At 48.5% G+C, this 22,383-nt stretch carries 28 protein-coding genes and 1 pseudogene; 6 read left to right on the top strand and 23 right to left on the bottom strand.

What is annotated here, in order from left to right:
• The first annotated feature begins 85 nt into the window (after positions 1–85).
• Positions 86–262, top strand: a complete 177-nt coding sequence (locus BT142_RS19640) for a leucine-rich repeat domain-containing protein (RefSeq protein WP_242871973.1) — start codon at positions 86–88, stop codon at positions 260–262.
• A 5-nt stretch (positions 263–267) separates the two neighbouring features.
• Positions 268–612 (top strand): hypothetical protein, encoded by a 345-nt coding sequence (locus BT142_RS19635; protein WP_242871974.1) that lies wholly within the window; start codon positions 268–270, stop codon positions 610–612.
• Positions 613–809: 197 nt separating this feature from the next.
• Here BT142_RS19635 and BT142_RS12870 read toward each other — a convergent pair whose 3' ends face one another.
• The 12 genes from BT142_RS12870 to BT142_RS12815 form a co-directional block, all read right to left on the bottom strand.
• Positions 810–1,361, bottom strand: coding sequence for a CDP-alcohol phosphatidyltransferase family protein (locus tag BT142_RS12870; RefSeq protein ID WP_242871975.1), 552 nt, complete (start codon positions 1,359–1,361; stop codon positions 810–812).
• Complete coding sequence (locus BT142_RS12865; protein WP_072418599.1) at positions 1,318–1,680, bottom strand: VOC family protein; 363 nt, start codon at positions 1,678–1,680, stop codon at positions 1,318–1,320. The genes BT142_RS12870 and BT142_RS12865 overlap by 44 nt, the downstream gene beginning before the upstream one ends.
• A gap of 134 nt (positions 1,681–1,814) precedes the next feature.
• The gene (locus BT142_RS12860; protein WP_072418598.1) at positions 1,815–2,282 is read right to left on the bottom strand and encodes a GNAT family N-acetyltransferase; all 468 of its coding nucleotides are present in this window, start codon (positions 2,280–2,282) and stop codon (positions 1,815–1,817) included.
• A 37-nt stretch (positions 2,283–2,319) separates the two neighbouring features.
• Complete coding sequence (gene rfbC / locus BT142_RS12855) at positions 2,320–2,835, bottom strand: dTDP-4-dehydrorhamnose 3,5-epimerase family protein (RefSeq protein WP_072418597.1); 516 nt, start codon at positions 2,833–2,835, stop codon at positions 2,320–2,322.
• Positions 2,836–2,861: 26 nt separating this feature from the next.
• On the bottom strand, positions 2,862–3,518 hold the full coding sequence (locus tag BT142_RS12850) for a phage head-tail adapter protein (RefSeq protein WP_072418680.1): 657 nt from the start codon (positions 3,516–3,518) through the stop codon (positions 2,862–2,864).
• Positions 3,519–3,565: 47 nt separating this feature from the next.
• Complete coding sequence (locus tag BT142_RS12845; RefSeq protein ID WP_072418596.1) at positions 3,566–4,465, bottom strand: carbohydrate kinase family protein; 900 nt, start codon at positions 4,463–4,465, stop codon at positions 3,566–3,568.
• A gap of 117 nt (positions 4,466–4,582) precedes the next feature.
• Complete coding sequence (locus tag BT142_RS12840) at positions 4,583–4,780, bottom strand: hypothetical protein (RefSeq protein ID WP_139182234.1); 198 nt, start codon at positions 4,778–4,780, stop codon at positions 4,583–4,585.
• Positions 4,781–4,814: 34 nt separating this feature from the next.
• A complete protein-coding gene (locus tag BT142_RS12835) occupies positions 4,815–5,426 on the bottom strand; it encodes a helix-turn-helix domain-containing protein (protein WP_072418594.1) in 612 nt (203 codons plus the stop codon).
• Positions 5,416–6,081, bottom strand: a complete 666-nt coding sequence (locus BT142_RS12830) for a phosphatase PAP2 family protein (RefSeq protein ID WP_072418593.1) — start codon at positions 6,079–6,081, stop codon at positions 5,416–5,418. The genes BT142_RS12835 and BT142_RS12830 overlap by 11 nt, the downstream gene beginning before the upstream one ends.
• A gap of 155 nt (positions 6,082–6,236) precedes the next feature.
• Positions 6,237–6,644, bottom strand: a complete 408-nt coding sequence (locus BT142_RS12825) for a YjdF family protein (RefSeq protein ID WP_072418592.1) — start codon at positions 6,642–6,644, stop codon at positions 6,237–6,239.
• 163 nt (positions 6,645–6,807) lie between these two features.
• The gene (locus tag BT142_RS20015; protein ID WP_072418591.1) at positions 6,808–7,839 is read right to left on the bottom strand and encodes an isochorismatase family protein; all 1,032 of its coding nucleotides are present in this window, start codon (positions 7,837–7,839) and stop codon (positions 6,808–6,810) included.
• 106 nt (positions 7,840–7,945) lie between these two features.
• Positions 7,946–8,542, bottom strand: a complete 597-nt coding sequence (locus BT142_RS12815) for a TetR/AcrR family transcriptional regulator (RefSeq protein WP_072418590.1) — start codon at positions 8,540–8,542, stop codon at positions 7,946–7,948.
• A 301-nt stretch (positions 8,543–8,843) separates the two neighbouring features.
• Between BT142_RS12815 and BT142_RS19620 the strand changes: the two are divergent.
• Positions 8,844–9,010, top strand: a pseudogene (locus tag BT142_RS19620) (plasmid segregation actin-type ATPase ParM); the annotation flags it as partial.
• 357 nt (positions 9,011–9,367) lie between these two features.
• On the opposite strand, the gene BT142_RS19885 reads toward BT142_RS19620, so the two are convergent.
• The 3 genes from BT142_RS19885 to BT142_RS12805 all read right to left on the bottom strand — a co-directional run bounded on the left by BT142_RS19885 (position 9,368) and on the right by BT142_RS12805 (position 10,973).
• A complete protein-coding gene (locus tag BT142_RS19885) occupies positions 9,368–9,496 on the bottom strand; it encodes a hypothetical protein (protein ID WP_278277313.1) in 129 nt (42 codons plus the stop codon).
• Position 9,497: 1 nt separating this feature from the next.
• Positions 9,498–10,097 carry a DUF1836 domain-containing protein gene (locus tag BT142_RS12810; protein ID WP_072418589.1) on the bottom strand — a complete coding sequence of 200 codons (600 nt, stop codon included), beginning with the start codon at positions 10,095–10,097 and terminating at the stop codon, positions 9,498–9,500.
• Positions 10,098–10,241: 144 nt separating this feature from the next.
• Positions 10,242–10,973, bottom strand: a complete 732-nt coding sequence (locus BT142_RS12805; RefSeq protein ID WP_072418588.1) for an N-acetylmuramoyl-L-alanine amidase — start codon at positions 10,971–10,973, stop codon at positions 10,242–10,244.
• Between the two features lie 199 nt (positions 10,974–11,172).
• On the opposite strand from BT142_RS12805, the gene BT142_RS12800 reads away from it, so the two are divergent.
• The gene (locus BT142_RS12800) at positions 11,173–12,672 is read left to right on the top strand and encodes a S1C family serine protease (protein WP_084659470.1); all 1,500 of its coding nucleotides are present in this window, start codon (positions 11,173–11,175) and stop codon (positions 12,670–12,672) included.
• A gap of 279 nt (positions 12,673–12,951) precedes the next feature.
• Positions 12,952–15,213 carry a diguanylate cyclase gene (locus BT142_RS12795; RefSeq protein ID WP_072418587.1) on the top strand — a complete coding sequence of 754 codons (2,262 nt, stop codon included), beginning with the start codon at positions 12,952–12,954 and terminating at the stop codon, positions 15,211–15,213.
• 44 nt (positions 15,214–15,257) lie between these two features.
• Here the strand turns inward: BT142_RS12795 and BT142_RS12790 are convergent, their stop codons facing one another.
• From BT142_RS12790 to BT142_RS12760, 7 genes are all read right to left on the bottom strand, one after another.
• Positions 15,258–16,589, bottom strand: coding sequence for a WG repeat-containing protein (locus BT142_RS12790; protein ID WP_072418586.1), 1,332 nt, complete (start codon positions 16,587–16,589; stop codon positions 15,258–15,260).
• 158 nt (positions 16,590–16,747) lie between these two features.
• The gene (dtd, locus tag BT142_RS12785; RefSeq protein ID WP_072418585.1) at positions 16,748–17,209 is read right to left on the bottom strand and encodes a D-aminoacyl-tRNA deacylase; all 462 of its coding nucleotides are present in this window, start codon (positions 17,207–17,209) and stop codon (positions 16,748–16,750) included.
• Positions 17,197–18,054, bottom strand: a complete 858-nt coding sequence (locus tag BT142_RS12780; RefSeq protein WP_072418584.1) for an aldose epimerase family protein — start codon at positions 18,052–18,054, stop codon at positions 17,197–17,199. Before BT142_RS12780 ends, dtd begins: the two co-directional genes overlap by 13 nt.
• 19 nt (positions 18,055–18,073) lie before the next feature.
• Positions 18,074–18,814, bottom strand: coding sequence for a CpsD/CapB family tyrosine-protein kinase (locus BT142_RS12775; RefSeq protein ID WP_072418583.1), 741 nt, complete (start codon positions 18,812–18,814; stop codon positions 18,074–18,076).
• Positions 18,801–19,616, bottom strand: coding sequence for a YveK family protein (locus BT142_RS12770; RefSeq protein WP_072418582.1), 816 nt, complete (start codon positions 19,614–19,616; stop codon positions 18,801–18,803). The genes BT142_RS12775 and BT142_RS12770 overlap by 14 nt, the downstream gene beginning before the upstream one ends.
• Before the next feature lie 30 nt (positions 19,617–19,646).
• Positions 19,647–20,450, bottom strand: a complete 804-nt coding sequence (locus tag BT142_RS12765) for an amidohydrolase family protein (RefSeq protein WP_072418581.1) — start codon at positions 20,448–20,450, stop codon at positions 19,647–19,649.
• 26 nt (positions 20,451–20,476) lie between these two features.
• Complete coding sequence (locus BT142_RS12760) at positions 20,477–21,316, bottom strand: glycosyltransferase (protein ID WP_072418580.1); 840 nt, start codon at positions 21,314–21,316, stop codon at positions 20,477–20,479.
• A gap of 246 nt (positions 21,317–21,562) precedes the next feature.
• On the opposite strand from BT142_RS12760, the gene BT142_RS18770 reads away from it, so the two are divergent.
• Entirely contained in the window at positions 21,563–22,030 is a 468-nt protein-coding gene (locus BT142_RS18770) for an HNH endonuclease (RefSeq protein WP_072418579.1), read from the top strand.
• Positions 22,031–22,208: 178 nt separating this feature from the next.
• Here the strand turns inward: BT142_RS18770 and BT142_RS12750 are convergent.
• Positions 22,209–22,383, bottom strand: a 175-nt coding sequence (locus tag BT142_RS12750) for a transposase (protein WP_175545499.1), incomplete at its 5' end; no start/stop codon positions are given.

Here is a 22,383-nt window from a genome sequence, read left to right as displayed (position 1 = left end):
ATGTAAAAAAATTAATTTATATTCAACTCATACACCGTGTATAAAATTTATAAGATACTGTACTGAACTTGAAGTGTTAGAGATTATGGCTTACGATATTGATATAAATGACATTTCAAATCCCAATTTAAAAGAATTAAGTATTGCTGGAAAATGTATGAACTGGTCAAGCTTGAACAAATGTACTGAATTGGAAGAATTGCATCTTAGTTATAGTAATTTTTCAACTATTGAAGATATATCTGAGCTAAAAAAAAAATAAAAACCTTGTACATCTATACTGAAACAGAATTGTCTTTAAACAAATTAAACGAATTGAAACCCATAACAGATCTCACCATTGTTTGTCCGAATGATATTGATTGTGAAGATTTTTCACAACTGGATAAGTTGGAAACACTATATCTTAGCACCTATGGAAACATATTCGGACTTGATAAAATGGATAGTGTTACATCATTAACATTAGTGCATCCCGATAAGGAGATAGGAAGTGACATATGCAGCATGGATTCGCTTAGGGAACTTACAGTTTTCGATACTAAGTTTTCCGATGAAGTCGAAAAAAACTTAAAGAAAAGGGTGTTGTTATTGAATATCATTAACTCTTAACTGTTACCCTTTGGAATAAAATTGTTAAACCTTGCCGTTTTTGATTCGTTGGCAATAAATAAGTCTCCATTTTACGACGATTTGGTTTTAGTGGCTTATGGATTGTGGCAAGGTTTAATTTTGGGGGAGCAATATTGATTTTGATGATTATACATTATCATCAAATGTTCTGTTCTAATTCTTCTCGATTCAATGCTTTAATCGTCACTTTGGTTTTTACTCATTCCCGTTCTGATGTAATGCCCTTCCTGAACAGCTGCAAAAGTCGCCACTGAACATACCGGAATTGCTGAATATTTCAGTGGGACTATAGAAAATGTCAAGGGTAGTATAAAAAGCAATATTCCTGTCACCTTATTCATTATTGAATGAACAGCCACCAGCTTTCTTTGTGCATTGAATCCTGAAATGATGTTGACTACCTTTATTAGCGCTATCAATACGATCCATACACATAACCATGTAGGGATATTAAAGATCGGGAGCAGCTTTATCAGGCAACAGACCACAAAAACAAAATCAGCAGCAGTATCAAGTTTTGATCCAAGCGCACTGACGGTATCTGTTTTCCTTGCAACCGTACCGTCTATCATATCGCTGATCCCCGCAGCAATGTACAGAGTATAAAACATCGGTGAAAATGCGGGAAAGAGCAGCAAAGCTATACTGCAAACAATTCTGATAGCGTTAATAATATTCGCCATTTTAAACAGGAGTTCCCACTTCGATAAGATTGCCGTCAGGGTCATAAAATCGTATCACCTTCTGTCCCCAGCAGTGCGTCATGAGGCGGTTCACATACCTGACTTCGGGATAGAGATTTTCCATCTTCTCAACGAATTCTTCTATGTCAGGCTCTTCAAAATACAACTCGCAGGAATTGTTCTCCGGAATGATCTCGCGTCCGAGAAACTCCTTCCAGTATTGCTCTTCCTGCAGGACAAGCCCATCCGTAAGAATCATGTTTCCTTCATTATCAAGAACCAACTCAAGACCGAACAGATCATGATAGAATCGTCTGGCTCTTTCAATATCTTTTACAACTATCAGTACATTCTTCAGCCTCATGGCAGAGCCTCCTTCTGAATGTGGTCAACAAATTCGGGATTAATACTTTAGTGCTTCTCACTCTTTGCGTGTTATAGCATAAGCATACGAAATTATATTCTAATTAATTCATCAACACAAAATCGAAAAGTTATTTACCCTCTTCTTTTCATCATCAAATAGCAATTAATTCCATTCTTATAAAAATCAGGCAGTTCCCCAACACACCTATATCCCAGAGTTTCATATAACTTTTTCGCTCTCAGGTTAAAATCATCTACAGTTAAAAAATACTTTGCCGAAGAAGAATCGCAGGCTTTATCCTCAAAATACTTGATTAGCTGTTTACCGATACCACAGCTTCTATATTCTTCCTTTACTACAACAATATGAAGATACGGGTAACTTCCAAAGACACCGTTTGTCATGTAGTAAATAAAGCCCAAACATTTCTCATTCTCATTCAATGCAACATATACGTTTTTTTGTCCGACTGCATAAGTAAGCATATCAGCTGCCTTTTCACGATCGCTGAAATACGCTTTTCCTAAATTCGATTTTTGCAGAATTTCTATGCAGCTATCAATATATTTCATATCTGCAGGTTGAATATGTATATTCATTTTTCTCTCTCTTCACACATTAATCTTAATTTTCGTCTCAACTGTCTGAAATAAACGGAGCATTTAAATCATAATCCGAAATCTCGGTAATAGGTATGGGCAATTTGAGACCGATTTTTGGGTCTTTATAATTTATATGTTTTGAATGAGCAGCATCGCCTTTTCTGTCTGCAGAGTAGAGCTGTATTGTGTCATTCTGCAAGGAAATAAAAGCGTGTCCAAATCCGCCTGGAATCAGTACCGCTAAAGCATTATCTGCCGATAGTTCAATTGACTCCCATTGAAGATATGTTGGCGATTCTTTTCTCAGATCAACAATATAATCAAGCCCTCTTCCTTTTATGACAGTCACAAACTTAGTCATAGGATTGCTCACTTCTCTGTAGTGTATTCCAAAGAAAGCACCTTCTTCAGGCATGCTGTAAATCCTCGTTTCTTTTTGCTTGAAATCATTGCTGTTTTCATCAAAGACATATGTAAGAAGACCGCGATTATCAACCCGCAAACGAAGCCTGAATATTTTTACTTTTACAAATATTTCTTTTATCATCATATTCGATCACATTAACAAGATCTATGTCATTTGTGTATTTTGCTTTCAATACGCAAACTTGCTTCTATGTGCATGATCCAATGTCTTGAAAACGGCATCTGTATCAAGCCGCGAATATCCTTGCCGCACCAATAGTCAATAAGCCACACAGCATTCTCATCACTGCTTACAACATTCATTTTTTGCAGTATCTCTCTGCGTTCCGGAGATATTCTTTGTTTCTGCATTTCATAAGGCATTTCACACAGAATTGCTTCGGTACTCTCTTTGACCTGAGAAATATATGAATATAGTTCATTTATATCCAACTGCTTTGAAAAATCAGATATTTCATTTTTTACAAGCTCGTTACCTGTTGTGATAATCGGAGAATTAATGCGCTCTTTGTAATTGCCCGAAAAGAATATCTGCTCATCACAATTTATTAGTGTGTGTGCGACAATATCTTCGATTCTAAAAATATGCCATAAAGAATATGCGATCGTCTTACTATGATAGCCGTCTGCATTTATGAAAGGTATCGCATTATAATCCTCTCTGGAAAGATTTTCCCTGAATGATATGATCGTCTGCATAAGGCTATTACGCAATTCAAACAGGGTACTTATGCCGTCAGTATAGGTATCTTTCCTTTTGATTTGAGTCTGCATTGTTTTGTTCAGTTCAGACCATTCTTTATTCATATTGTTCACCTGAATCCTGATTTGTCGTTCTACGTCATTCCGCAATATCATCGTATTATTAGTTCTTGTATTTCACGCAATTTCGGTGGATCAAGCTGCATAGGATATCGGGATATTGCAACACCCGCGCAAGCGCTTGCAAACCTCACAAGTTCATCATCGCTCATGCCGTTTGCCAGTGCGTATGTACAGCCCGCTTTGAATGTATCTCCCGCACCGAGCGTGCTTGCGACCTCAACGCGAAACGGCTGAAATGTTTTGACAGGCTCGCCTTTTCTGCCGTACAAAAGCTCATTCCCGCCGTTTGTGATTATGGTCAATCCGTTTGTATTTTCGGCATAGCGCGGAAACATTTCCTCGCGGCTGACATCGCCGTAGTGCATTTTAAGCCCTTCGCCTGAGATGACATCAACAGCTGCGTGACGGTGGATATAGCTGTCGTATTTGCAGTCGATAGTAACATAGGGCTTTCCGAGCCGGACACACATTTCGGCGGCAGACTGCGAATCCTCACCGAAAAATTCATCTATCGCAGCAAAATCGCACCACGCTATATCGGTCTCTTTCGGCGCGTTCCAGTGCTTTATCCCGCTGTTGTAATATTCCCCGAAGAAGTGTGCGAACCTGCCAAACGGCGTGCGGTCACTGCCGGTTATTATCACATAGTCCTCAAGACCCTCAAAGCTGTCATCAAAAGTCAGCGAGCCCAAATCCACCTGCTTGTCTCTGTAAAAGTCACGGGTCAACTGCGCCGTGCTCCTGCCAATATGCGTGCCGTCAATTCTGACCTCCGCGCTGAGGGAGGAAAGCACCGTCGCACAGGTACCTGTCTCGCCGCCGATAAAGCGTGCGTACTGCTGTATTTCGCTGTACTCGTCCGGTTCCGGGAAAGCGTCAAGCTTGAAGCTGTTTGAGCCGCATATCATGCCGTAAAGATATATTTTCATCGTATCTGTCCTTTTTCAATTTTGTCTTTCATTACCCTTATGCTTTGCTTCTTCTGCACTGCCGCCTTTGCCGTGTATGCATATCACAGCATCTTTCATTGCTATCCCCTCCCAAGATCATATCCCGTAGGTTTTGATAAAGTGTCTGCTGAACTGCTCTATCTTCTCCATTGCCTCATCTGTTTTCTCAGGCTTGCGGGCGCAGAGATGTATCAGCGCAGAGATCGGCGCAGTGTAGGCAAAGGCAAGCATTTCCGGGTCGTCTCGCCGCAGCAGACCGTTGTTCATCATGCCCTCAAAGATATGTGTAAACATCTCGGTCAGCCCGGTGAGGAAATGCTTTGTCACATTAAACGCTGTGTACCCTGAAAACCAGTATCCCCTTGACAATAAGCAGCAGGAACATGACCGTCACCGCATACGGCAGCCTTGCAGCTGTCAGGAACAGCACAGAGATGATACTCAGAACAAAAGAAAGAATTGTCACAGCACTGTGTCCCTTTTCGATATGCCTGTAATGCATCAACACCTTGACTGCACCTACTGTGATCAGCAGGATCATCAAGCCCCAACAGACACAAGCGAACGGCAATGCAATTTGCGTATACCGCAGCAAACTGACCGCCGTAAATGTGCCGCCCAACCTCTCAGGATAAAGCGGCAGGAGCAGTAACATCAACGCCATGATATCGGCGCAGCCTGTCAGCAGGTCGAGAAGATCGGCTATATTTTTACGGTTGTCGTCCTGTGCGGCGGTGATGAGTTCCTCCGAAGACAGCAGCTCGTCGATCGTGACAGAAAAATATTTGGAGATTTCCTTCAGGGAGTCAATGCTCGGATATCCCTTTCCTGATTCCCATTTTGAGATCGCTGTGCGTGATACGAAAAGCGCCTGAGCAAGCTCTTCCTGTGTCAGACCTTTCTGCTTTCTCAAAGTCTGTAATTTTTCACTAAATTCCATTTCTTCCCTCCGTCAGTCTGACAGTGCCGTGATACAGCAGATACAGCCCTGCGCTCAGCAGCAATGCCCCGATAATATCCGTCAGCCAGTGTACGCCCGATACAGTCCGTCCAATGACCATAAAGAGCGTGAAAAAAGCAGTGTAAGAATATACGGTCTTTCTAACAACACTGTTCTGCACCCTTCGCCGCACTTGAAAGGCAAGTGTCGGCATCACGCTGACAACAAGTAATGTTGTCGAGGACGGATAAGAGGCTTCCATTCGCCCCTCAATGAGGATCGGGCGATAATTGACAGGAATCATCTCGAAGATCAGATAGCCTGCGATCACAAGGATATAATATACCCCAAGCAACAGGATATCGCTGTCTACTTTGAACAGGCTTTTTCTTCTGAAAAGCTGAATCGCACCGAGTACGCCGAATCCCATACAGACGGCTATCGGAACAAGTCCCAACCAATCAGTGACAGTGTAGAGTACCATATGTACGCCTGTCAACTTATGAAACCATTGATTCTGTTCGGCAAAGCCGATGTTCGTTCCGTTCTGTCCGACAGGCTGCACATCAACAGTCTGTATCAGCATCGTCCAGATCACGAATGCCGCCAGCATCCCCAAGCCTGCAAGCAGCAATTTTCTTCCATTCTTTTCCATTACATCAGATCCTTTCGTTAGCAGGTTACTGCGGTTGCCTTTCGGCTGATCTCAGGATACCATGGAACTGTGAAAATGTAAAGAACCGCTGCGTCACATCGGCGACACGGAGTGTGTCATCATCGAAATATCGGCGTTTTTTGATGATACGTCTATCATCGTCCTTTATGTTTTTCTCTTTTCTTTTGCTGTTTTATCTCAAACATCCGTTGTTTGTCTGCAAGCTTCTGTTCACGGGTCTTCACCTTGCGTTCCTGTTTATTCTGTTCAAGCTGCATCTGTAACGCCATCTGTGACTTGGTGCCGACACCCGAACGCTTCATCTGTTTTCTTGCGTCCCTTTGCCGCCGCTTGGGATTATTTGCGGTTTTGCGCTGTTTTATATCAAATTCCTGACTGAACCGCAGTTCGGTGAAATGTATGAGAACAAATTCATATATCTCCTGTTCCTTCGGCTCTGCACCGAATGTGACCTTACATACGGACAGCCTGCCATTATCAAAGCGCTCAAATACTCCCACCCAGAACGGTTCGTCAAAAAATACCGTCAATGTTCCTTCCATATTTTTCTCAAATATTTGTTGTGCCGACGATCAGCATATATTTGCCGCCAGCCATTTTGTCATAAAATCCAACTGTTCCTCTGTGTGGAACCAATGCTCACCGTCCTGCATTACTGTCAGACCTGCGCCTGTACGTTCCGCAAACTCATAAACCGCACCTCACTTATATGCCATATAATCTGTATTCCATCTGGACGTCAAATGGCTCCTCTGCTGCCAGTTCCTCATTGACCTCCTCCGCAGGCGTACAGCCAAGTGCCCGGTATGCCGCCTGTGACTCTTTTGAGGAATGAGCGGATATGTACAGTTTATCCGCACCAAGCTGCCGCGCCTCTTCGCAGACCATAGAAAAGAGCTTCCTGCCGATACCCTGACGCCTGTATTCCTCTGATATCTGAAAACAAACCAGCTGCACATATTTTGCCGTAACTCCGAATATACGGTGGGAGACAGTCGCAAAACCAATGAGCCGCTCACCGTCGAAGGCGCCAAAGCCGGTCTGGTCAAGGTTTATATTATGCAATATTTCTTCTGCCATTTTCCGGCACTGCTCCTGCGACCAGTTTTCTTCAAAGACATTCGGCACAAGCTCCCAACCGTTGTCTGTCTTTCTCCAACACTCTGTAACAGTCTGGTGACGGACAAAATCATCCAATGAATGGCCTGCAAAATTGTTATTGTCCAATCTCTTATATTGATATTTAATTCCTAAAAATAGGGCAAGGCTCTTGACCTCACAGCCCTTCGCCTCATAATAGGCAAGCATTTCCGGCATCTTCTTTAAGTCATAGCTGGTCACACAATCGGAGATGACATGAACGGCATATCCTGCCTTTGTCATGTTGAAACAGGTGGATTTAACACAAGCAGTGGCGTCAGCACCGGCAACATAGAACTCTTTAATTCCGTTCTTTTCAATGAACTCTGTAAATTCCTCACTTGTAAGCGCATTTGCTTTCGTCTTCACAAAGATATTATCGGACACCACCTTCATTTCAGGAACCAGCTCAGCCCCTTTTGTGTCAGGCTTGAATGTGCGTGTACCGGCGGACAGATTATTATGCTTGATATAAATGATCTGCATATTCTCTGCCACAGCCCATTCGATAGCCTGATTGATCCGATCAATGATCTTTCTGTAATTCTTAGTAATGTCATTTTGAATGTCAATTACGACGAGTGCTTTTCTATTCATTTTTTATTCTCCATTTCCTGTCCGGTGATTCTCAGTAATTTCATTCAGCCATTCTTCCCTTGAAATCGACGACACATGAGTCATTCCGTTTGTTTCATCCGGATAATCAGTCATCCTGCCCGTAAACTTGGATAAAATGCCGGCTGAACTCTTTGATTTGTGAAATAGCCTCAGCCGTTTTTTCAGGCTCGCGGTCACAAAGATGTATCAGCGAAGAAATAGGCGCAGTATAAGCAAACGCAAGCATTTTGGGGGCATCGTTCCTCAGCAAGCCTTTTTTCATCATTCCGTCAAAAATGTATGTGAACATCTCAGTCAGCCCGGTGAGAAAGTGTTTCGTTGCAAGCTGCCTTGCACGGTCATCACGGTACTGCTCAATAGACAGCAGCTTTCTTGTCATCACGATCTTTTCGTCATGCACCGTAATATCGACCATCCGCATTGTCATTGCAACAAGTTCATCAAGAGTATCGGGTACAGGAGGCAGATTATCCGCCGAACCGAAACGTTCATTGTAATATGCGATCATTCTGTCCAGCAAAGAGTTCCAGATTTCTTCTTTACTCTTATAATGTTTGTACATTGATGACTTTACAAGCCCCAGCGATGCAGTCAGCTCACGGATATTCGTACCGTCATATCCCTTCTGCGAAAACTGCCTGAGCGCTTCATCAAGTATTCTTTCCTTTGTATCCTTTGCCATAGCATCCTCCAAAAATAAAGAGTGACCCATCGTTCACTTGCTATCTATATTATAGCGAACGGTCGGTCACTTGTCAATAGGCGTTTATATATTTGTGCATATCAAACAACTGATCTGATGATATTTTAGTGTTAATGGTGAAAAAATGCTTACCTGTTCATTTTCCTGCAACTGACGAACAACCCTAAGCCCTCCAAAATGATATATAATGGTTTCAGGTTCAGGAGATAGCCGCCTTAGCTAAAGCACGGCAAAATATCTCAGAGCCGACTACAACTTTTATATATATGGAGGGTATCGCATGAAAAGATACAACAATTTCCTGATCGTAGGCATTGACCACGGCTACGGGAACATCAAGAAGCAAGCACCGTCACACCGACAGGCATCACCAAACTGGATGCCGCACCGACCTTCACCAAGAACACGCTCTACTATGACGGGAGCTACTACCTCATCGGCGAGGGGGGCGGGTGTCCAGAAGCACCAAACAAGGCGACAGCCGAGACGGCAAGAAATATCTGCCCGATAAGTGGCAGGACAATCCTCGGTATCTTTACAGAAGAAATCTATAATTCATTGAAGAAAGCAGAAGAATAAATCTTGTTGCAACTCAAAATAATATTTTTCTCATAAAAGGCTACTATGCAGGTTCATCAGCAATAATCTGTTATTCTGAATTATGTGCTGACAAAAACAAACAGGAAGAGACATCGAAATGAAGTCTCTTCCTGTTTTGCTTATAGCCCGCTGTATAGGTCTTTCATATTAGTTTTTGAAAAACTTCTATATTAGTACCGACCTTACGTCCCCGACGGTGTTTTGTCATTTTCTGCGTTTCTTTTTCTTCTGCTTCCCGACGCTTTTCTTCGCGTCCGAGAACATCCCGAAGATGTCCATCACGAGGTCGAACAGGTCGAGCAGAAAGCTGCCTGCTTTTTTCAGCGCGTTCATGTCACACCCCGAGTTTCAGTTTGAGCTTGCCGCCGCCGTCGGAGTTCTGTTCCAGCTCCTCGAATTCGTCCTCTGCCAGCTGACGGTAGAATCCCGAGATAGCGCTCTGCACCATTATCATGAGCACGCTTTCGAGTATGCGCTGTTCGCGGTCGTCGAGACCGTCGGGCAGCTTATCCTCGATGACGATGCGTATCTCGTCCGCGGACTGCATCTTGTCCTCTTCCACCTCGTAAATGACCGAGCAGAGCAGGTTGTAGAGCTGTGTGTCGTGCAGGATGTCGTCGTCCATATCCACCACATCGCCGTTGACGATGCGCATCAGCTGTGCGATCTCTTCGAGTTTCAGGGTGCCGCGCATGATGTTGATGAGCAGTATCCTTACAACCGAGCGTTCGCCGTATTTCTTGTCGGTGGAGGGGGTGACCCAGCCTCTTTTGACCCAGTTCTGTATAGTCGTGCTCTCGATGCCCGTGAGCTGTGCGAGCTGTGAAAGCGATATGCCGCCCGTAGCGGAGATTATCGGCGAGATAAGCGCGTAGGTGTCGCCTGCGGCACGCTTGTCATAAGGGATCGCAGTTCCCGGGAGTGTAAGTGGCATTGTTTATCAGTCCTTTATTTTGTACTTTTATTTGTAGGCATGATGCGTTCGCAATTATATCACATCAGATATTATCATCATATCACAGGTTCAAGCGAACGTCAAGCAAGGAAACGTTAACCGTTATTTAAGAAAACATGAATTTTACTTATTTTCGGCATTTTTCTGCGAAATTCTCCCTGTCTCGATGTGGAAATCGTTTATTCCCGCCATTATCGCGAACGCCATCTCGCGCTGATAGGGCACCTGTTCGAGAAGTGCGGCTTCCTCGGGGTTCGAGATGAAACCGCATTCCGCCATCACAGTAGGGTTGTCGCAGTTGCACAGAAGATACAGCTCGTCATCCGTAGGCTTAGTCTCACGCTGATTATCGGGCTGGAGGTAGCCCGTGATACGCGCTTTGAGCGCTTCCGCCAGCTTCTGCCCCTCGGTATTCGGGCGGTGGTAGAACATCTGCGCACCGCTGTATTTCGGGTCGGTGAATCGGTTCTGATGAATGGACACGCACACCGAATCGGGCGTGTTGAAAAGTTCGAGACGGTTCTCCATGTCGCTCAGCTTCTGGGCTTTCAGTCCTTCGGTGCCGCTGTCGTGGATGGAAACATCCTCTGTGCGGGTGAGCGTGACCTTGTACCCCATCAGCATCAGCAGGTCGGCAGTCGTCGCGGCGATGTTCAGATTGATGCCTTTTTCGGGGACGCCGTTGACCGAAACTCCGCCCCCGTCTGCACCTCCGTGACCTGCATCCAGTATTACTGAGGGTCTTTCGAGCCACCTGACGGGGACTGCCGAGGTTTGCAGAGCGTTTTTGTCGGCGCAGGAACCGAGCATCAGCGTGAACGCGGCGGCTGTGAATACGGATATGATTTTCTTCATATGTTACCTCCGAATACAGAAACTTGTTTTTTTCTTAAATGATATGCTTGTTCGGGTGAAAAAATGCAATATATCGGTCAGTTTGCTTTTCTATTTTCAGAAGTGTAATAGAAAATCATCATTTTATTATCACATTAAAGGGTATAATTATATTCATAACGTATGATAGGCTGTGTCCCCGAGGAGGGCAAATACCAATATGGCAGATTTCGATAATAACGGACAGTTCGACTCCCGTCGTCAGCAGAACAACAACGACGGGAATAACGCATATAACAACAGCTTCCGCAGCTACGACCCTCAGCAGCAGGGCTACGGAGAATACTCCTATCAGCCCCCGAGAGAGCGCAAGAAAAGCAGAGCAGGGCTGAATGCGGCTCTTGCAGTGCTTTGCGTCTGTGCTCTGGGCGTGAGCTCTGTAGTGGGCTGGTCGCTTTTGCAGGAAAAGACGAATATCGGGAAGAACAACTCGATAAGCACCGCCGACAGACAGCGCGTCTCTGAAAACGAAGAGAAGAAAGAGTCTGAGAGCAAGAGCGACGACTCCGAGCGCGACCTCACGAATCTGCCGACTATAGAGACCCTCGCGGCGCCTGCCGACGCTATGAGCATCCCCGATATCGTGACGAAAATGTCGCCTTCGGTGGTGGGTATTTCCTGCATCACGGGTAATGCACAGGTCTCGGGCACGGGCATAATCATGAGCGAGGATGGCTACATCGTGACGAATGCTCACGTTGTCAAGGGCGCTTCCGCCATATCTGTCGTAGTAACCGATAAGACTTCGGGCAAGAAGGAGGATGACAGTTCATCCAAGAGCGTTGCCGAAAAGATACTCGAAAAGCAGAATGCGGGCGATACCGACAGCAATATCACTGCCGAACTTGTCGGCATCGATGTTCAGACCGACCTTGCGGTGCTGAAGATAGACCAGACAGGCCTTACTTCCGCCGAATTCGGCACGTCGAGCGGTATCGTGGTGGGCGAGCTGGCTATCGTTATCGGTAACCCGCTGGGCTTCGACCTTGCGAATACCGTTACGAGCGGCATCATCTCCGCTACCGACAGAAAGATAACCATTGAGGACAGAACGATGAACCTCATCCAGACCGATGCTTCGATAAACTCGGGCAACTCGGGCGGACCGCTCATCAATGCTTACGGTCAGGTCATCGGCATCACTTCCGCAAAGGTCGCAGATACTCAGGTCGAGGGTCTCGGCTTCGCTATCCCGATAGATGAGGCTAAGGTCATCATCGACGACCTCATCCGCTACGGATACGTCAAGGGCAGACCTACCCTCGGTATCAGCGGACAGAATATCAGCTCGTTTTATGCACAGTACTACGGCGTTCCCGAGGGCTTCATAGTCCGCACGGTAGAGTCGGGGAGTGCTGGCGAAAAGGCGGGCATTCAGGTCAACGACATTATCGTCGGTATCGAGGGCGAGCTTGTTTCGACCATCGAGCAGTTCAATGAGATCAAGAGCCTGTACAAAGCAGGAGACACCATAAAGATATCCGTTTACCGCGACGAGAAGATAATCGACCTTGAGGTCACTCTCGACGAGGCAAAGAACACCAACACCGCTGCCCAGCAGGATAACGGCAATAATGGCAATAACGGATATGACAATTACAACGGCTACGATAACTACAACGGGTTCAACAACTTTGACCCGTGGGGCAGCTATCGCTGATAAATCAGCTTTCTTCTAATAATTTTTTCATATTCTTTTACTTCATGCAGTTCACCGCACGGACGTGAGTTCGGGCGGTGTTCTGTATATTACACGATAATTTGCGTATTTTTTTCTCATAACTATTGATATTTTAATAATTGTATGTTATAATAATACATAATGTTTAAAATTGCCGTTCTGTGTATGAGCGGTACTTACAGATTTTTCCGTGATTCAGATATAGAGCCCTCACGGTCTGCGTAAGGCTCTGTTCTTATTACATTCGGGTGACAGATAATGAAAGACAAAAGATATTGCATTGGTCTGCTCGTTGCGAACATAACAGATATTTTCAGCAATGACCTTGCTAAGGGCGCTATGCGTGCAGCCGAAAGACTCGGAGCAGATCTCTTTATTTTCCCGGGCAAATACGTCGGGATACAGGGTCTCTACGAGCACAACGAGACAAAATACGAATATCAGCATAACCTGCTGTTCCAGTTTGCTGCCGAAGCTAAACTGGACTACCTTATCGTTGCTGTCGGGACTATCGCCTACAGCATTGATGACGAGATGAAGAAAAAATTCCTCGAGATTTTTGAGGGCACGCCTGTTCTGAGCGTGGCTTCCGAGATCGAGGGGTACGATTTTTTACAGTTTGACAACCGTTCGGGCATCACTTCCGCTATGGATTATCTGGCGGCTCGCGGCAGAAAGCGCATAGGTATGCTCGTGGGCGACCTGCTGAATCAGGAGTGCGCCGTTCGGTACTCGGCGTACCTTGAAGGCGTTGCGGAGTACGAGCTCGAATTCGAGGAGCGTTTCGTTTCCGAGTGTCATATCGGTTACGAATGCGTGCCTCAGGTCGAGGCGTTCGTCGAGCGCAATCCCGACCTTGACGCCATCATCTGTGTGAACGACGTTATTGCCGCCGAGACTTATAAAGTCCTTGCCAAGCGCGGGAAAGTTATCGGCAAGGACGTCGCGGTGGTCGGCTTTGACGATCAGCCTTTCGCTGCCGACCTCGTTCCGCCGCTTGCTTCGGTAAAGGCTGACGCTGAACAGCTCGCCGAAAGAGCCGTGGAAAAAGCCGTGAACTACCTCAACGGGGTCGAGGATAACGTTCACTATACCAAGACGCGGTTCATTCCGCGGCAGTCCTGCTACGCTGACGTGCGTTTTCTTAATGCGCCCGAAACTATGTTCGAGGGTGAGCTTGACGAGATCAAGCGCAATATGCTCAGGTATTTTTCTGTGGTCAGCGAAAATGAAGACGAAGCCGAGTCGCTCTGTCAGCCGCTTTACGAGCTTCTCGAACAGCTGAAACGTGATTATATCGACCGCGACGGCGACCTCGAAACCGCCGAGCGCACGACAGCTCACGTCAGAAAGTTGCTCGGCGACGAATCGCCCCTCAAAAACTCGCTGTCGAAGGTTTTCCCCGTCGTCACCGAATCCTATATTTGGCTGCTCAGAAACTGCACCGCAAAGAGCATCGGCGCGATTAAGACCCTCAAAACGCTGTTCACCGTCTCGTCCGAAAAGATCTCCGACGATTCTATAGCGAAGAGGTACATAGATCAGGCTCATGTGAACAATATCTTCATCCGCGACGCGCTCATGCTGGGCGGCGACCTGAAAAACAGCTACGCGCAGATACTTAAACGCCTTACGAATGTCGGTTCGATGACGAGTTTTCTCTACGTGCATGACGAGCCAGTGAGACATCCCTACGGCGAGGCTTTCCCGATGGGGCTCACCTGGACTTTTAAGTCCTACTGCTACGGAAGCGAATCCTATATGGTCCCCGACGAGGAGCAGCATATCCCCATGCCCGAGGTATTCCGAAACAAGTACCTCGACAGCGACAGGCGGCACACGCTGGTCGTGGCCGACCTCTACAGCGCCGAAGATCAGTACGGTATCGCCCTGCTCGAACCCCGTAATGCGCAGTTTTTCGATGAGCTGGAGCTTGTGACCTATCAGCTCGGTTCGGCGGTCAAGATGCTCCACATCCTGCGCCGTCAGGATATGCTCCTGACCGAGATCCACGCCCGCAATCTCGCCCTTGAGAATGAATCGAAGATCGACGAGCTGACGGCTGTATACAACCGCCGAGGCTTCTACGTTGCCGCCGACAAGATGATTAACGCTCCCGAAAACAAGGGCGGCGAGTTCATCGTCTGCTTTGCGGATGTGGATAACCTGAAAATGGTCAACGACAGCTACGGCCACATCGAGGGCGATTTCTCGCTGAGACTTACGGCTGAGTGTCTGCGTTTTGCCTTCGGCGAAGGCGCCGTCATCGGCAGGACTGGCGGCGACGAATTTGCCGCGATCATCCCGATGCGCGGCGAGCTGAACGCCGAACTCGTGAAGGACCGCAAGCGCCGCTTCGTCGAGGATTTCAATAATTCCAGACAGAAGCCCTACATCTTCGGAACGTCAGTCGGCGTTATCGAATGCAGGCTCGAAAACAGCTACGACCTCAAAGCCGCTCTCGATAAAGCGGACGATCTGCTCTACGTTCAGAAAAGCAAGCGCAAAAAAGTTATATGAATCAAAAAAGCTCTGCACCGTTCAAAGTGCAGAGCTTGATTTTTTTATTCGATGATCTCGGGCGGATCGGGAATGACAGGCGGGTCGGTCTCGACAGGAGGATCTGTCCAGACAGGCTCGGTATCAGACCATACGGGCTGAGAATCATCGTCAGGGATGTAGGGGTCGGTGGTAGAAGGTTCGTCAGTCCATGCAGGCTGAGTGTCAGACCATTCGCTCTCTGAGCTGTCGTTGTCATCGGACGTTGTTGTCGTCGCCCATGTCGCCCAGGTGGTTGTGGTGGTCGCGGTGGAGGTTATGGTGATGATCTCCTCGGGCTCGGCCTCCTCATCGCCGAAGCGGATGACTCCCCACAGACCGTCCGAGCATACCCAGGCTTTTCCATGGTGAACAGGTCTTGCCTGACTGAACTCGCTGGAACGAACAAGGCACTTGCCCTCGTGGTTGTAGTAGCCGAAGGAGTAGTTGATGCTTACCGCCACGATATCCTCGGAGAAGAGGTAGGGGTGACCCGAATCTATAGCGTCGGTAAGCTCGCCGTTGTAGGAGCTGTAGACCGCCTCGCAGTTGAACTTGATGAGCTCGTCGCCCTTCTCGTTGAAGTAAGCCCATTTACCGTCCTTTTCGAGAGCAACGGCAGTTATCTCGGTGCTCTTGTAGCGCGGCGCGTAGAATCCCGTATACTCGAAGTCGAGGAGCACCTTGTTGTCAGCCACAAGACCGTACTGCTTGATAGCGCTGTCCGACTCGATGACCTCTATCCTGCCGTACTCTTCGGAAACGTCCGCCTTTTCGGCGACAACCGAATTCTTTCCGTCGAACACCTGAACTTTCCAGTCGTCCGACTCGCGGGAGATATAGGTCTTTTTGTTGTCAACGTCGTAGTAGTACTTTACGCGGGTGCCTGTCGTGGGGGTGTAGTCGGTGGTTATGTGACCGTCCTTATCCATCGTGCAGTATTCGCGGACGTTGTGTTTTTCGTCGGTGACGTTGTAGAGAACGACCTGACCGCAGGGGTCGAGCAGATAGTACTTGAACTTCGGCTGAGCGAGCAGGTTGCCCTTGTAGTCCATGAAGCCGTACTGACCGTTCTGACAGATGATAGCGATGCGCTCGTACATATCGTTGTAGTACGGGCTGTCGGGGTCTATCTGGCTGCCGTCGAAAACTATCATGTTTTCAGCCTGAACGGCAGGCTTTATCGACCAGGCATAATTCACGACTCCGTTTGTCGAAAGCTCGGCTTCTTCGTAGTCGAGCTCTGCATTGTAGAAGTCGGTGTCGGCTGTCTGAGTTCCGGGGAGCGTGCATCCTGCCAGTGAGAGCGCAAGCGCTGCCGCCGAAAGTATCGACAGTATCTTCTTTTTCAATTTCATTTTTACCCTCCGTGTAAAATGTCTCCTTAGCTTTTCGCGGCTGTATATCTATGATACCGCAATCTTTATTATACATCATTTGATGCCGTTAGTCAATGACAAAACGGTGAAAATATCCTGTTTTCGGCTCGAAACTATGTGCATTCTGCCGTCTGATGTCAGAGTATCTTTCCGTTCTCGCAGTCGAGTATGATGGTGAACGGGCCGTCGTTCACGAGCGCGACTGTCATATCCGCGCCGAAGCTTCCGCACTCGACCTTGCCGCCGATGCGCTCCGCGCAGAGCTTTTTGAACAGCTCGTAAAGCTCTTCCGCACGTTTCGGCTCGCAGGCTTTCTCCTTGAAGCTGGGGCGGTTGCCATGAGAGCAGTCGGCGCAGAGCGTGAACTGCGAAACCACCAGCAGGTCGCCGCCCACATCGTTGACCGAGAGGTTCGTCTTGTCGTTTTCGTCGGAGAAGATGCGGAGCTTGACTATCTTATCCGCAAGCTTTTCGCAGTCGGTCTCGGTATCGCCCGACGCCGCCCCGAAGAGTATGAGCAGACCGTTCCCGATGCTTCCGATGATATTTCCGTCCACTGTGACCGAAGCAGAGGTCACGCGCTGTATCACTGCCCGCATTTGTGCTTACCTGCCTCGATGGAGAATGTGTAGTAATGCTCTTCGTCGGGAGCGAGCCTGATGGCGTGGGGCTTCTTCTCTATGTCCTCAAACTCGTCGTCTGCGTAAACGGGCACGCTCGTCCACGGCTCCAGACAGATGAACTGCGCCGCAGGGTCGGTGGCTGTCCACACTGCGATGCACTCCGAATTCGGAAAGTACACCCTGACAAAGCCGCCGTCGTCACGCAGAAGGGTGATCTCCTTCGATTCGGGTGCGTCCTTCATGATAACGTCGTACTTGAACAAATCTCTTGTCAGCTCGATGACCCGCTCGTGGTCGAGGATGGTGCGCTCGCCGTCGGGAGTTGGCTGTACGATGGTCTCAGCCTGTTCGTAGCGAACCATGCACTTGCCGCCCTCGATGTCGCAGGCGAAAGCGGGGTGTCCGCCGAGATAGAAGTACATATCCTTCTTGCCCGTGTTGGTGACCATGAACGAGCAGAATACCCTTCCTGCCGCTATGGAGTAGCTCACTTCAAGGCGGAAATCGTAGGGGTACCATTCAAGGGTGGTTTCGTCGGAGGTCAGCTCGTAGGTGACGCTGTGGTCGGTCTCGCCCACAAGTGTGAACTCGCTGTCCCTTGCGAATCCGTGATTGCCAGGCATATGGTACTCCTTGCCGTCAGCCTTGTAGGTCTTGCCGGACGGGGAGCAGATGAAGGGGAAGAGTATGGGAGCGTAGCGCTTCCAGGCGTCTCCGCACTGCCAGAGGTATTCCTCGTCACCTATCTTTATCGAGTGCAGTTCCGCGCCGTTGGTGCTGGCGGTGAAGCTGACGTTCCCGACTTTTTTCGTTGTAAGCATTATCTATCGTCCTTTCGTATCAGTCGTCGATGGGTCTGTCGGTCTTTTTGCCGTAATAGCCGTAGCCGAGTTTCCCGTAGTTCTTGTAGCTGTGTCTGCCTGTGCCTGCGGGAACATTCGTGATGACCGAACCGAGTATCGTTCCGTTTGCGAATTCCACCGCTTCGACGGCCTGTTTGTAGCTGTCTACCGTCGTAACGCCCGACATCGCCACGAGTACCACACCCGCTATCGAATCCGACAGGGTGAGAGCGTCGGTGACGATGTTGATGGGCGGCGTGTCGATGATTATGTAGTCGTAGCGTGATGACAGGTCGGAGAGCATTTTTTTCATCCGCTCCGAGCCGAGCATTTCCGAAGGGTTAGGCGGTATAGGGCCGCTTGTCAGCACGTCGAGCCCGGGGATGATGTCTCTGCAAACTACGTCCCTGAACGTGCTCAGCCCCGCGAGGAGGGTGCTGAGACCCTCTTTGTTTTTCAGCTTGAACAGTCTCTGCTGAGTGGGTTTTCTGAGGTCTGCGTCGATGAGAAGCACCTTTGCCTGCATCTGAACGAAGGTCAGGGCGAGGTTCGCGGTCATGGTGGATTTGCCCTCATGCTGTATCGAACTCGTCACCGCGAACGCCTTGCTGTCCTTGGTGGCAAGGCTGAACATAAGGTTCGTTCTCAGCGTCTTGAACGCCTCTGTCGCCTGAAACGACAGCTCCTTATCGAGCAGTGTGAAATATCTCTTGGGAGGTCGGCGGTTATTTGTAGTCATATTGTGTGCCTCCCTTGGTATCGTTCAGGTCGGGGATCTCCGCGAGAACGGGGATATCCGCAAAGTATTTCTTTATATCATCGCCGTCGTTGATGGTGTTGTCCAGCATATCGATGATGATGACCGCAGCCGCAGCGATAAAGCCGCCTGCCAGCATCCCGAGCACCGCGTATTTCTTCACGTTCGGTGACGAAGGCTCGGTGGGTATTTTTGCGCTGCCTATCGTCTCCACCGAACCTGCACGGGTAGTTCTTGTCAGCAGTTCGGGGGCGATCTCGGAAATGAATGTGCATATATCTGCCGAAAGCTCGGGATTCTGTGTTGTGGCGGTGATACTTATTACCTCTGTCTCATTGACCGCCTCGATGTTCACGAGCGAGCGTATCTGGTCTGCCGAGATGCAGGGCTTCGTTACCTTCTGCCCGTTCTCGTCGGTGACCTCTTTCTCCTCGATGTTGAATACTTTCCCGAGAGAATCTATGTCGTAGCATTTTATCAGCCTGTCCGACACCTCGTCATACACGATATCGTCCTGTAGTATAACGATATAAGTGCCTGCAAGCGCTTTCGAGGTCTGGATATCCTGCGCGTTTATCTTTCCTTCCTGCACAACGTCGCTGGCGGCGGTGTAGTTGTTCACATATATCGAGATCGAGGATGTGTACTTCACAGGCAGGATGACCTTTGCAAATACGAATCCTGCGATGAGCCCGAAAACAGCCGCAGCCGCGATGTACAGTATCTTGCTGAATATAAGACGGCAGACCCTCCGCAGGTTCACCTCTAATTCACGTTCTTCCATTTCTTCCTCCATTATCCTAAGAGTGCGGTATTATTCCTCCGTGAACAGCAGCCGTTCGGCGTTCTTGCCGAGGATGAGTTCTCTGTCGTCGTCGGAGATATTGATGCGCAGCAGCTTTTCTATCATGTGCTGTGCGCTTTCCCAGGGGCTGTCGCTGCCGAACAGTATGCGGTCGGCACCGTGCTTTGCGATTATGTCCTCCATCAGTCTGTCGGGGCAGTTAGCCGTGAAAGACGTGTCGAAGTAGACATCCCCCTCGATCCCTGCCAGCATCTCATGGACAAGGTGCCACTGGTCGTTTCCGCCCATATGTGCGAGTATCAGCTTCAGGTCGGGATGGCGCTTTGCCAGCTTCGCCGAACGTTCGGGCGGACAGTGTATCAGGTCGGGGGACACCCAGTCCCATCCTGCGTGGAGGATGAGCGGCAGACCCGAAGCGGCGATAGCCTCATACATCGGGTCAAGACGGGGGTCATCGACCATGAACTTCTGATAATCGGGGTGCATTTTTATTCCTTTCAGCCCGAGGGACTTGATGCGTGCGATCTCGTCGATGCAGTCGGGCGCGTCGGGGTGGACGCTGCCGAAGGGGATGAACCTGTCGCTCTCCTGCGCCGCCGAAGCAGCCCAGTTGTTCACGACTGTCTGCTGTTCGGGCTTTGTGGCTATCGAAAGCACGCAGGACTTGTCCACGCCCCATTCATCCATCCGAGCGAGAAGCTGGGTAGTCAGTCCGCGTGTATAGGGTTCGAGCCCCGACCTTTCGGACAGCTGCGTTATGGCCTTGTCCGCTATCTTCGGACTGAAAGCGTGAGTATGGATATCTATTATCATTATATTACTTCCTTTTTGTCAGGTATTCATGACGGTTTGCGCAGCAGCTTGCTGTAGAACAGCCCCGTGAGCCTCTGCGGCAGAATGAACAGCAGCAGCTGTGCCGCACAGGGGATGAGAAAATCCGTCAGTGACGAGAAACCCTCGGTGTGGTTATGCCATCTTACCGCGATGAAGCTGACCGTATTGTTGAGATTGCGTCTGCGGGTGAGATTATCCTTTGTGACGCGGTAGCGCACCAGAACTTCGGGCAGGTTAGCGCCGACCGCACCGTTCATGAGCATCCTCACAACGAACTCAAAGTCCTCGCACCTGCGGACGGTCGTATAGCCGCCTGCTCTGACAGCTGCCGAGCGCTTGTAGACGAGGGTCTGGTTGTTGAAGGGATTGCGCCGTTTTGCGAAGCGGGTTATCTCGGAGTGGGTGAGGGGAGTGCAGCGTTCAGCGATATGCTCGCCGCTGTCCGAATCGAATTCCTCGATGTACGCTCCGAGCATATCGACCTCGGGGTGTTCCGCAAGATACCGAAGCTGACGTTCGCACCTGTCGGGCAGTGAGATATCATCCGAATCCATCTTCACGATATATTCTGTCTTTGCACGTCTGAGAGCGGCGTTCGCACACGCGCCCACGCCCTGCGGCTCCTTTGTCCTGATGACCCTCAGAACGGGGTACTGCGACCTCAGCTCCGCGATAACGCTGTCGAGCTCATCCGTCAGACCGCCGTCACAGACGAGTATCAGCTGACTGCACGGGTGGGTCTGCGTAAGCATACTTGTAAGGCTCTCGCGCAGAAATTCGGCTTTTTCGCCGCTGTATACCGACATCACGACGGTATATGCGGGCAGTACTTCCTTAGTATTCATCAGCTCACCTCCGATATTCGCTCATACTCTATTATTATACTACATTTATAAAGAAAATGCAAGTGCTATTTTCAAAAACCTGTAAGTATTATCCATGCGTTGAACCGACGAACCGCACCGTATAAAGCTATCCCGTGGAAGGGTTGATTATCGCCACGAGAAATGTTATAATATACTCATCGAAAAACTGTCGGCGGTATATCTGCCACATGGCAGAAAGGGGGATGTTCGGCGTTGATACGGTATATGAAAAAGTTGTCGGCGGAAATTATCGGAGTTCTCGGTTACAGGGGCATAATGATACTGCTGGCGCTGCTTTTGTTTTTTCTGCTCTTCGCGTGGATAAAAAGCAGGCTGAGATACAGAAAATACAAGCGTGGCATAGACAAAAAAGAAGCCGAACAGCGTGCGACCCGTGAACGGCGTTATGTCACCTCCAAAATGAAGGAACACATCCTCGAACGCGACAATTACACCTGTCAGATATGCGGCATTTCAAGAGACTTCCTCAACAGCTACGCCGAGGGGCTCGGGGATTATCTTCTGCTGGAGGTCGATCACATCGTTCCCGTGAAGCAGGGCGGTTCGGGTGACGACGAGGATAATCTGCAAGTCCTGTGCTGGCGCTGCAACAGAAAAAAGAGCGGAACAAAGACCAACGAGGATGTTGCGGAACAGATAGACTACGGCATACATCTGTTTTTCGACGAATAAAGAGACCCATCCAGCTATCTGGCAGAAAAACAGGAGCTGTTGCACCATCAGCACTCCCTCTCAATATCCGCACATCAAACCCGTCAAATACAATGCTTTGTAAAATAGGCATTTTCAGCGCGCACACCCCCAAGCCCTCTTCAAAAAGAGAACTCGGGGGTGTTTTGTTCTGTTGGTTTTATGCCGATTTTAGTTCAAAAAGAGATATTCCGAGTCGGTTTCCCGAGATCTTCGTAAAAAGTTTCTTTATGTTGTATGCCAGCCCGAGCAAAATGAACTCTGTTTTGATGTTGTTTTTGCCCCTGCAAAGGAATCTTCTGAAGCCATGATCTTCTTTCAGCACTCCGAACCCG

It is taken from the genome of Ruminococcus sp. YE71 (assembly GCF_900119155.1).
Lineage (GTDB): Bacteria > Bacillota > Clostridia > Oscillospirales > Ruminococcaceae > YE71.
This window is presented reverse-complemented; position numbering and strand designations above follow the sequence as displayed.

Excerpts from the sequence above, each read along its gene's own strand:
- rfbC (WP_072418597.1), bottom strand. The coding sequence starts at position 2,835 with ATGATGATAAAAGAAATATTTGTAAAAGTAAAAATATTCAGGCTTCGT.
- BT142_RS18770 (WP_072418579.1), top strand. The coding sequence starts at position 21,563 with ATGAAAAAGTTGTCGGCGGAAATTATCGGAGTTCTCGGTTACAGGGGC.
- BT142_RS12870 (WP_242871975.1), bottom strand. The coding sequence starts at position 1,361 with ATGACCCTGACGGCAATCTTATCGAAGTGGGAACTCCTGTTTAAAATG.
- BT142_RS12805 (WP_072418588.1), bottom strand. The coding sequence starts at position 10,973 with ATGAAGAAAATCATATCCGTATTCACAGCCGCCGCGTTCACGCTGATG.
- BT142_RS20015 (WP_072418591.1), bottom strand. The coding sequence starts at position 7,839 with ATGAATAGAAAAGCACTCGTCGTAATTGACATTCAAAATGACATTACT.
- BT142_RS12865 (WP_072418599.1), bottom strand. The coding sequence starts at position 1,680 with ATGAGGCTGAAGAATGTACTGATAGTTGTAAAAGATATTGAAAGAGCC.
- BT142_RS12845 (WP_072418596.1), bottom strand. The coding sequence starts at position 4,465 with ATGAAAATATATCTTTACGGCATGATATGCGGCTCAAACAGCTTCAAG.
- BT142_RS12830 (WP_072418593.1), bottom strand. The coding sequence starts at position 6,081 with ATGGAAAAGAATGGAAGAAAATTGCTGCTTGCAGGCTTGGGGATGCTG.
- BT142_RS12770 (WP_072418582.1), bottom strand. The coding sequence starts at position 19,616 with ATGGAAGAACGTGAATTAGAGGTGAACCTGCGGAGGGTCTGCCGTCTT.
- BT142_RS12765 (WP_072418581.1), bottom strand. The coding sequence starts at position 20,450 with ATGATAATAGATATCCATACTCACGCTTTCAGTCCGAAGATAGCGGAC.
- BT142_RS12815 (WP_072418590.1), bottom strand. The coding sequence starts at position 8,542 with ATGGCAAAGGATACAAAGGAAAGAATACTTGATGAAGCGCTCAGGCAG.
- dtd (WP_072418585.1), bottom strand. The coding sequence starts at position 17,209 with ATGCGGGCAGTGATACAGCGCGTGACCTCTGCTTCGGTCACAGTGGAC.
- BT142_RS12775 (WP_072418583.1), bottom strand. The coding sequence starts at position 18,814 with ATGACTACAAATAACCGCCGACCTCCCAAGAGATATTTCACACTGCTC.
- BT142_RS19885 (WP_278277313.1), bottom strand. The coding sequence starts at position 9,496 with ATGAACGCGCTGAAAAAAGCAGGCAGCTTTCTGCTCGACCTGTTCGAC.
- BT142_RS12810 (WP_072418589.1), bottom strand. The coding sequence starts at position 10,097 with ATGCCACTTACACTCCCGGGAACTGCGATCCCTTATGACAAGCGTGCC.
- BT142_RS12800 (WP_084659470.1), top strand. The coding sequence starts at position 11,173 with ATGGCAGATTTCGATAATAACGGACAGTTCGACTCCCGTCGTCAGCAG.
- BT142_RS19640 (WP_242871973.1), top strand. The coding sequence starts at position 86 with ATGGCTTACGATATTGATATAAATGACATTTCAAATCCCAATTTAAAA.
- BT142_RS12860 (WP_072418598.1), bottom strand. The coding sequence starts at position 2,282 with ATGAATATACATATTCAACCTGCAGATATGAAATATATTGATAGCTGC.
- BT142_RS12850 (WP_072418680.1), bottom strand. The coding sequence starts at position 3,518 with ATGAATAAAGAATGGTCTGAACTGAACAAAACAATGCAGACTCAAATC.
- BT142_RS12795 (WP_072418587.1), top strand. The coding sequence starts at position 12,952 with ATGAAAGACAAAAGATATTGCATTGGTCTGCTCGTTGCGAACATAACA.
- BT142_RS12835 (WP_072418594.1), bottom strand. The coding sequence starts at position 5,426 with ATGGAATTTAGTGAAAAATTACAGACTTTGAGAAAGCAGAAAGGTCTG.
- BT142_RS12825 (WP_072418592.1), bottom strand. The coding sequence starts at position 6,644 with ATGGAAGGAACATTGACGGTATTTTTTGACGAACCGTTCTGGGTGGGA.
- BT142_RS12790 (WP_072418586.1), bottom strand. The coding sequence starts at position 16,589 with ATGAAATTGAAAAAGAAGATACTGTCGATACTTTCGGCGGCAGCGCTT.
- BT142_RS12780 (WP_072418584.1), bottom strand. The coding sequence starts at position 18,054 with ATGCTTACAACGAAAAAAGTCGGGAACGTCAGCTTCACCGCCAGCACC.
- BT142_RS12760 (WP_072418580.1), bottom strand. The coding sequence starts at position 21,316 with ATGAATACTAAGGAAGTACTGCCCGCATATACCGTCGTGATGTCGGTA.
- BT142_RS12840 (WP_139182234.1), bottom strand. The coding sequence starts at position 4,780 with ATGTTTACACATATCTTTGAGGGCATGATGAACAACGGTCTGCTGCGG.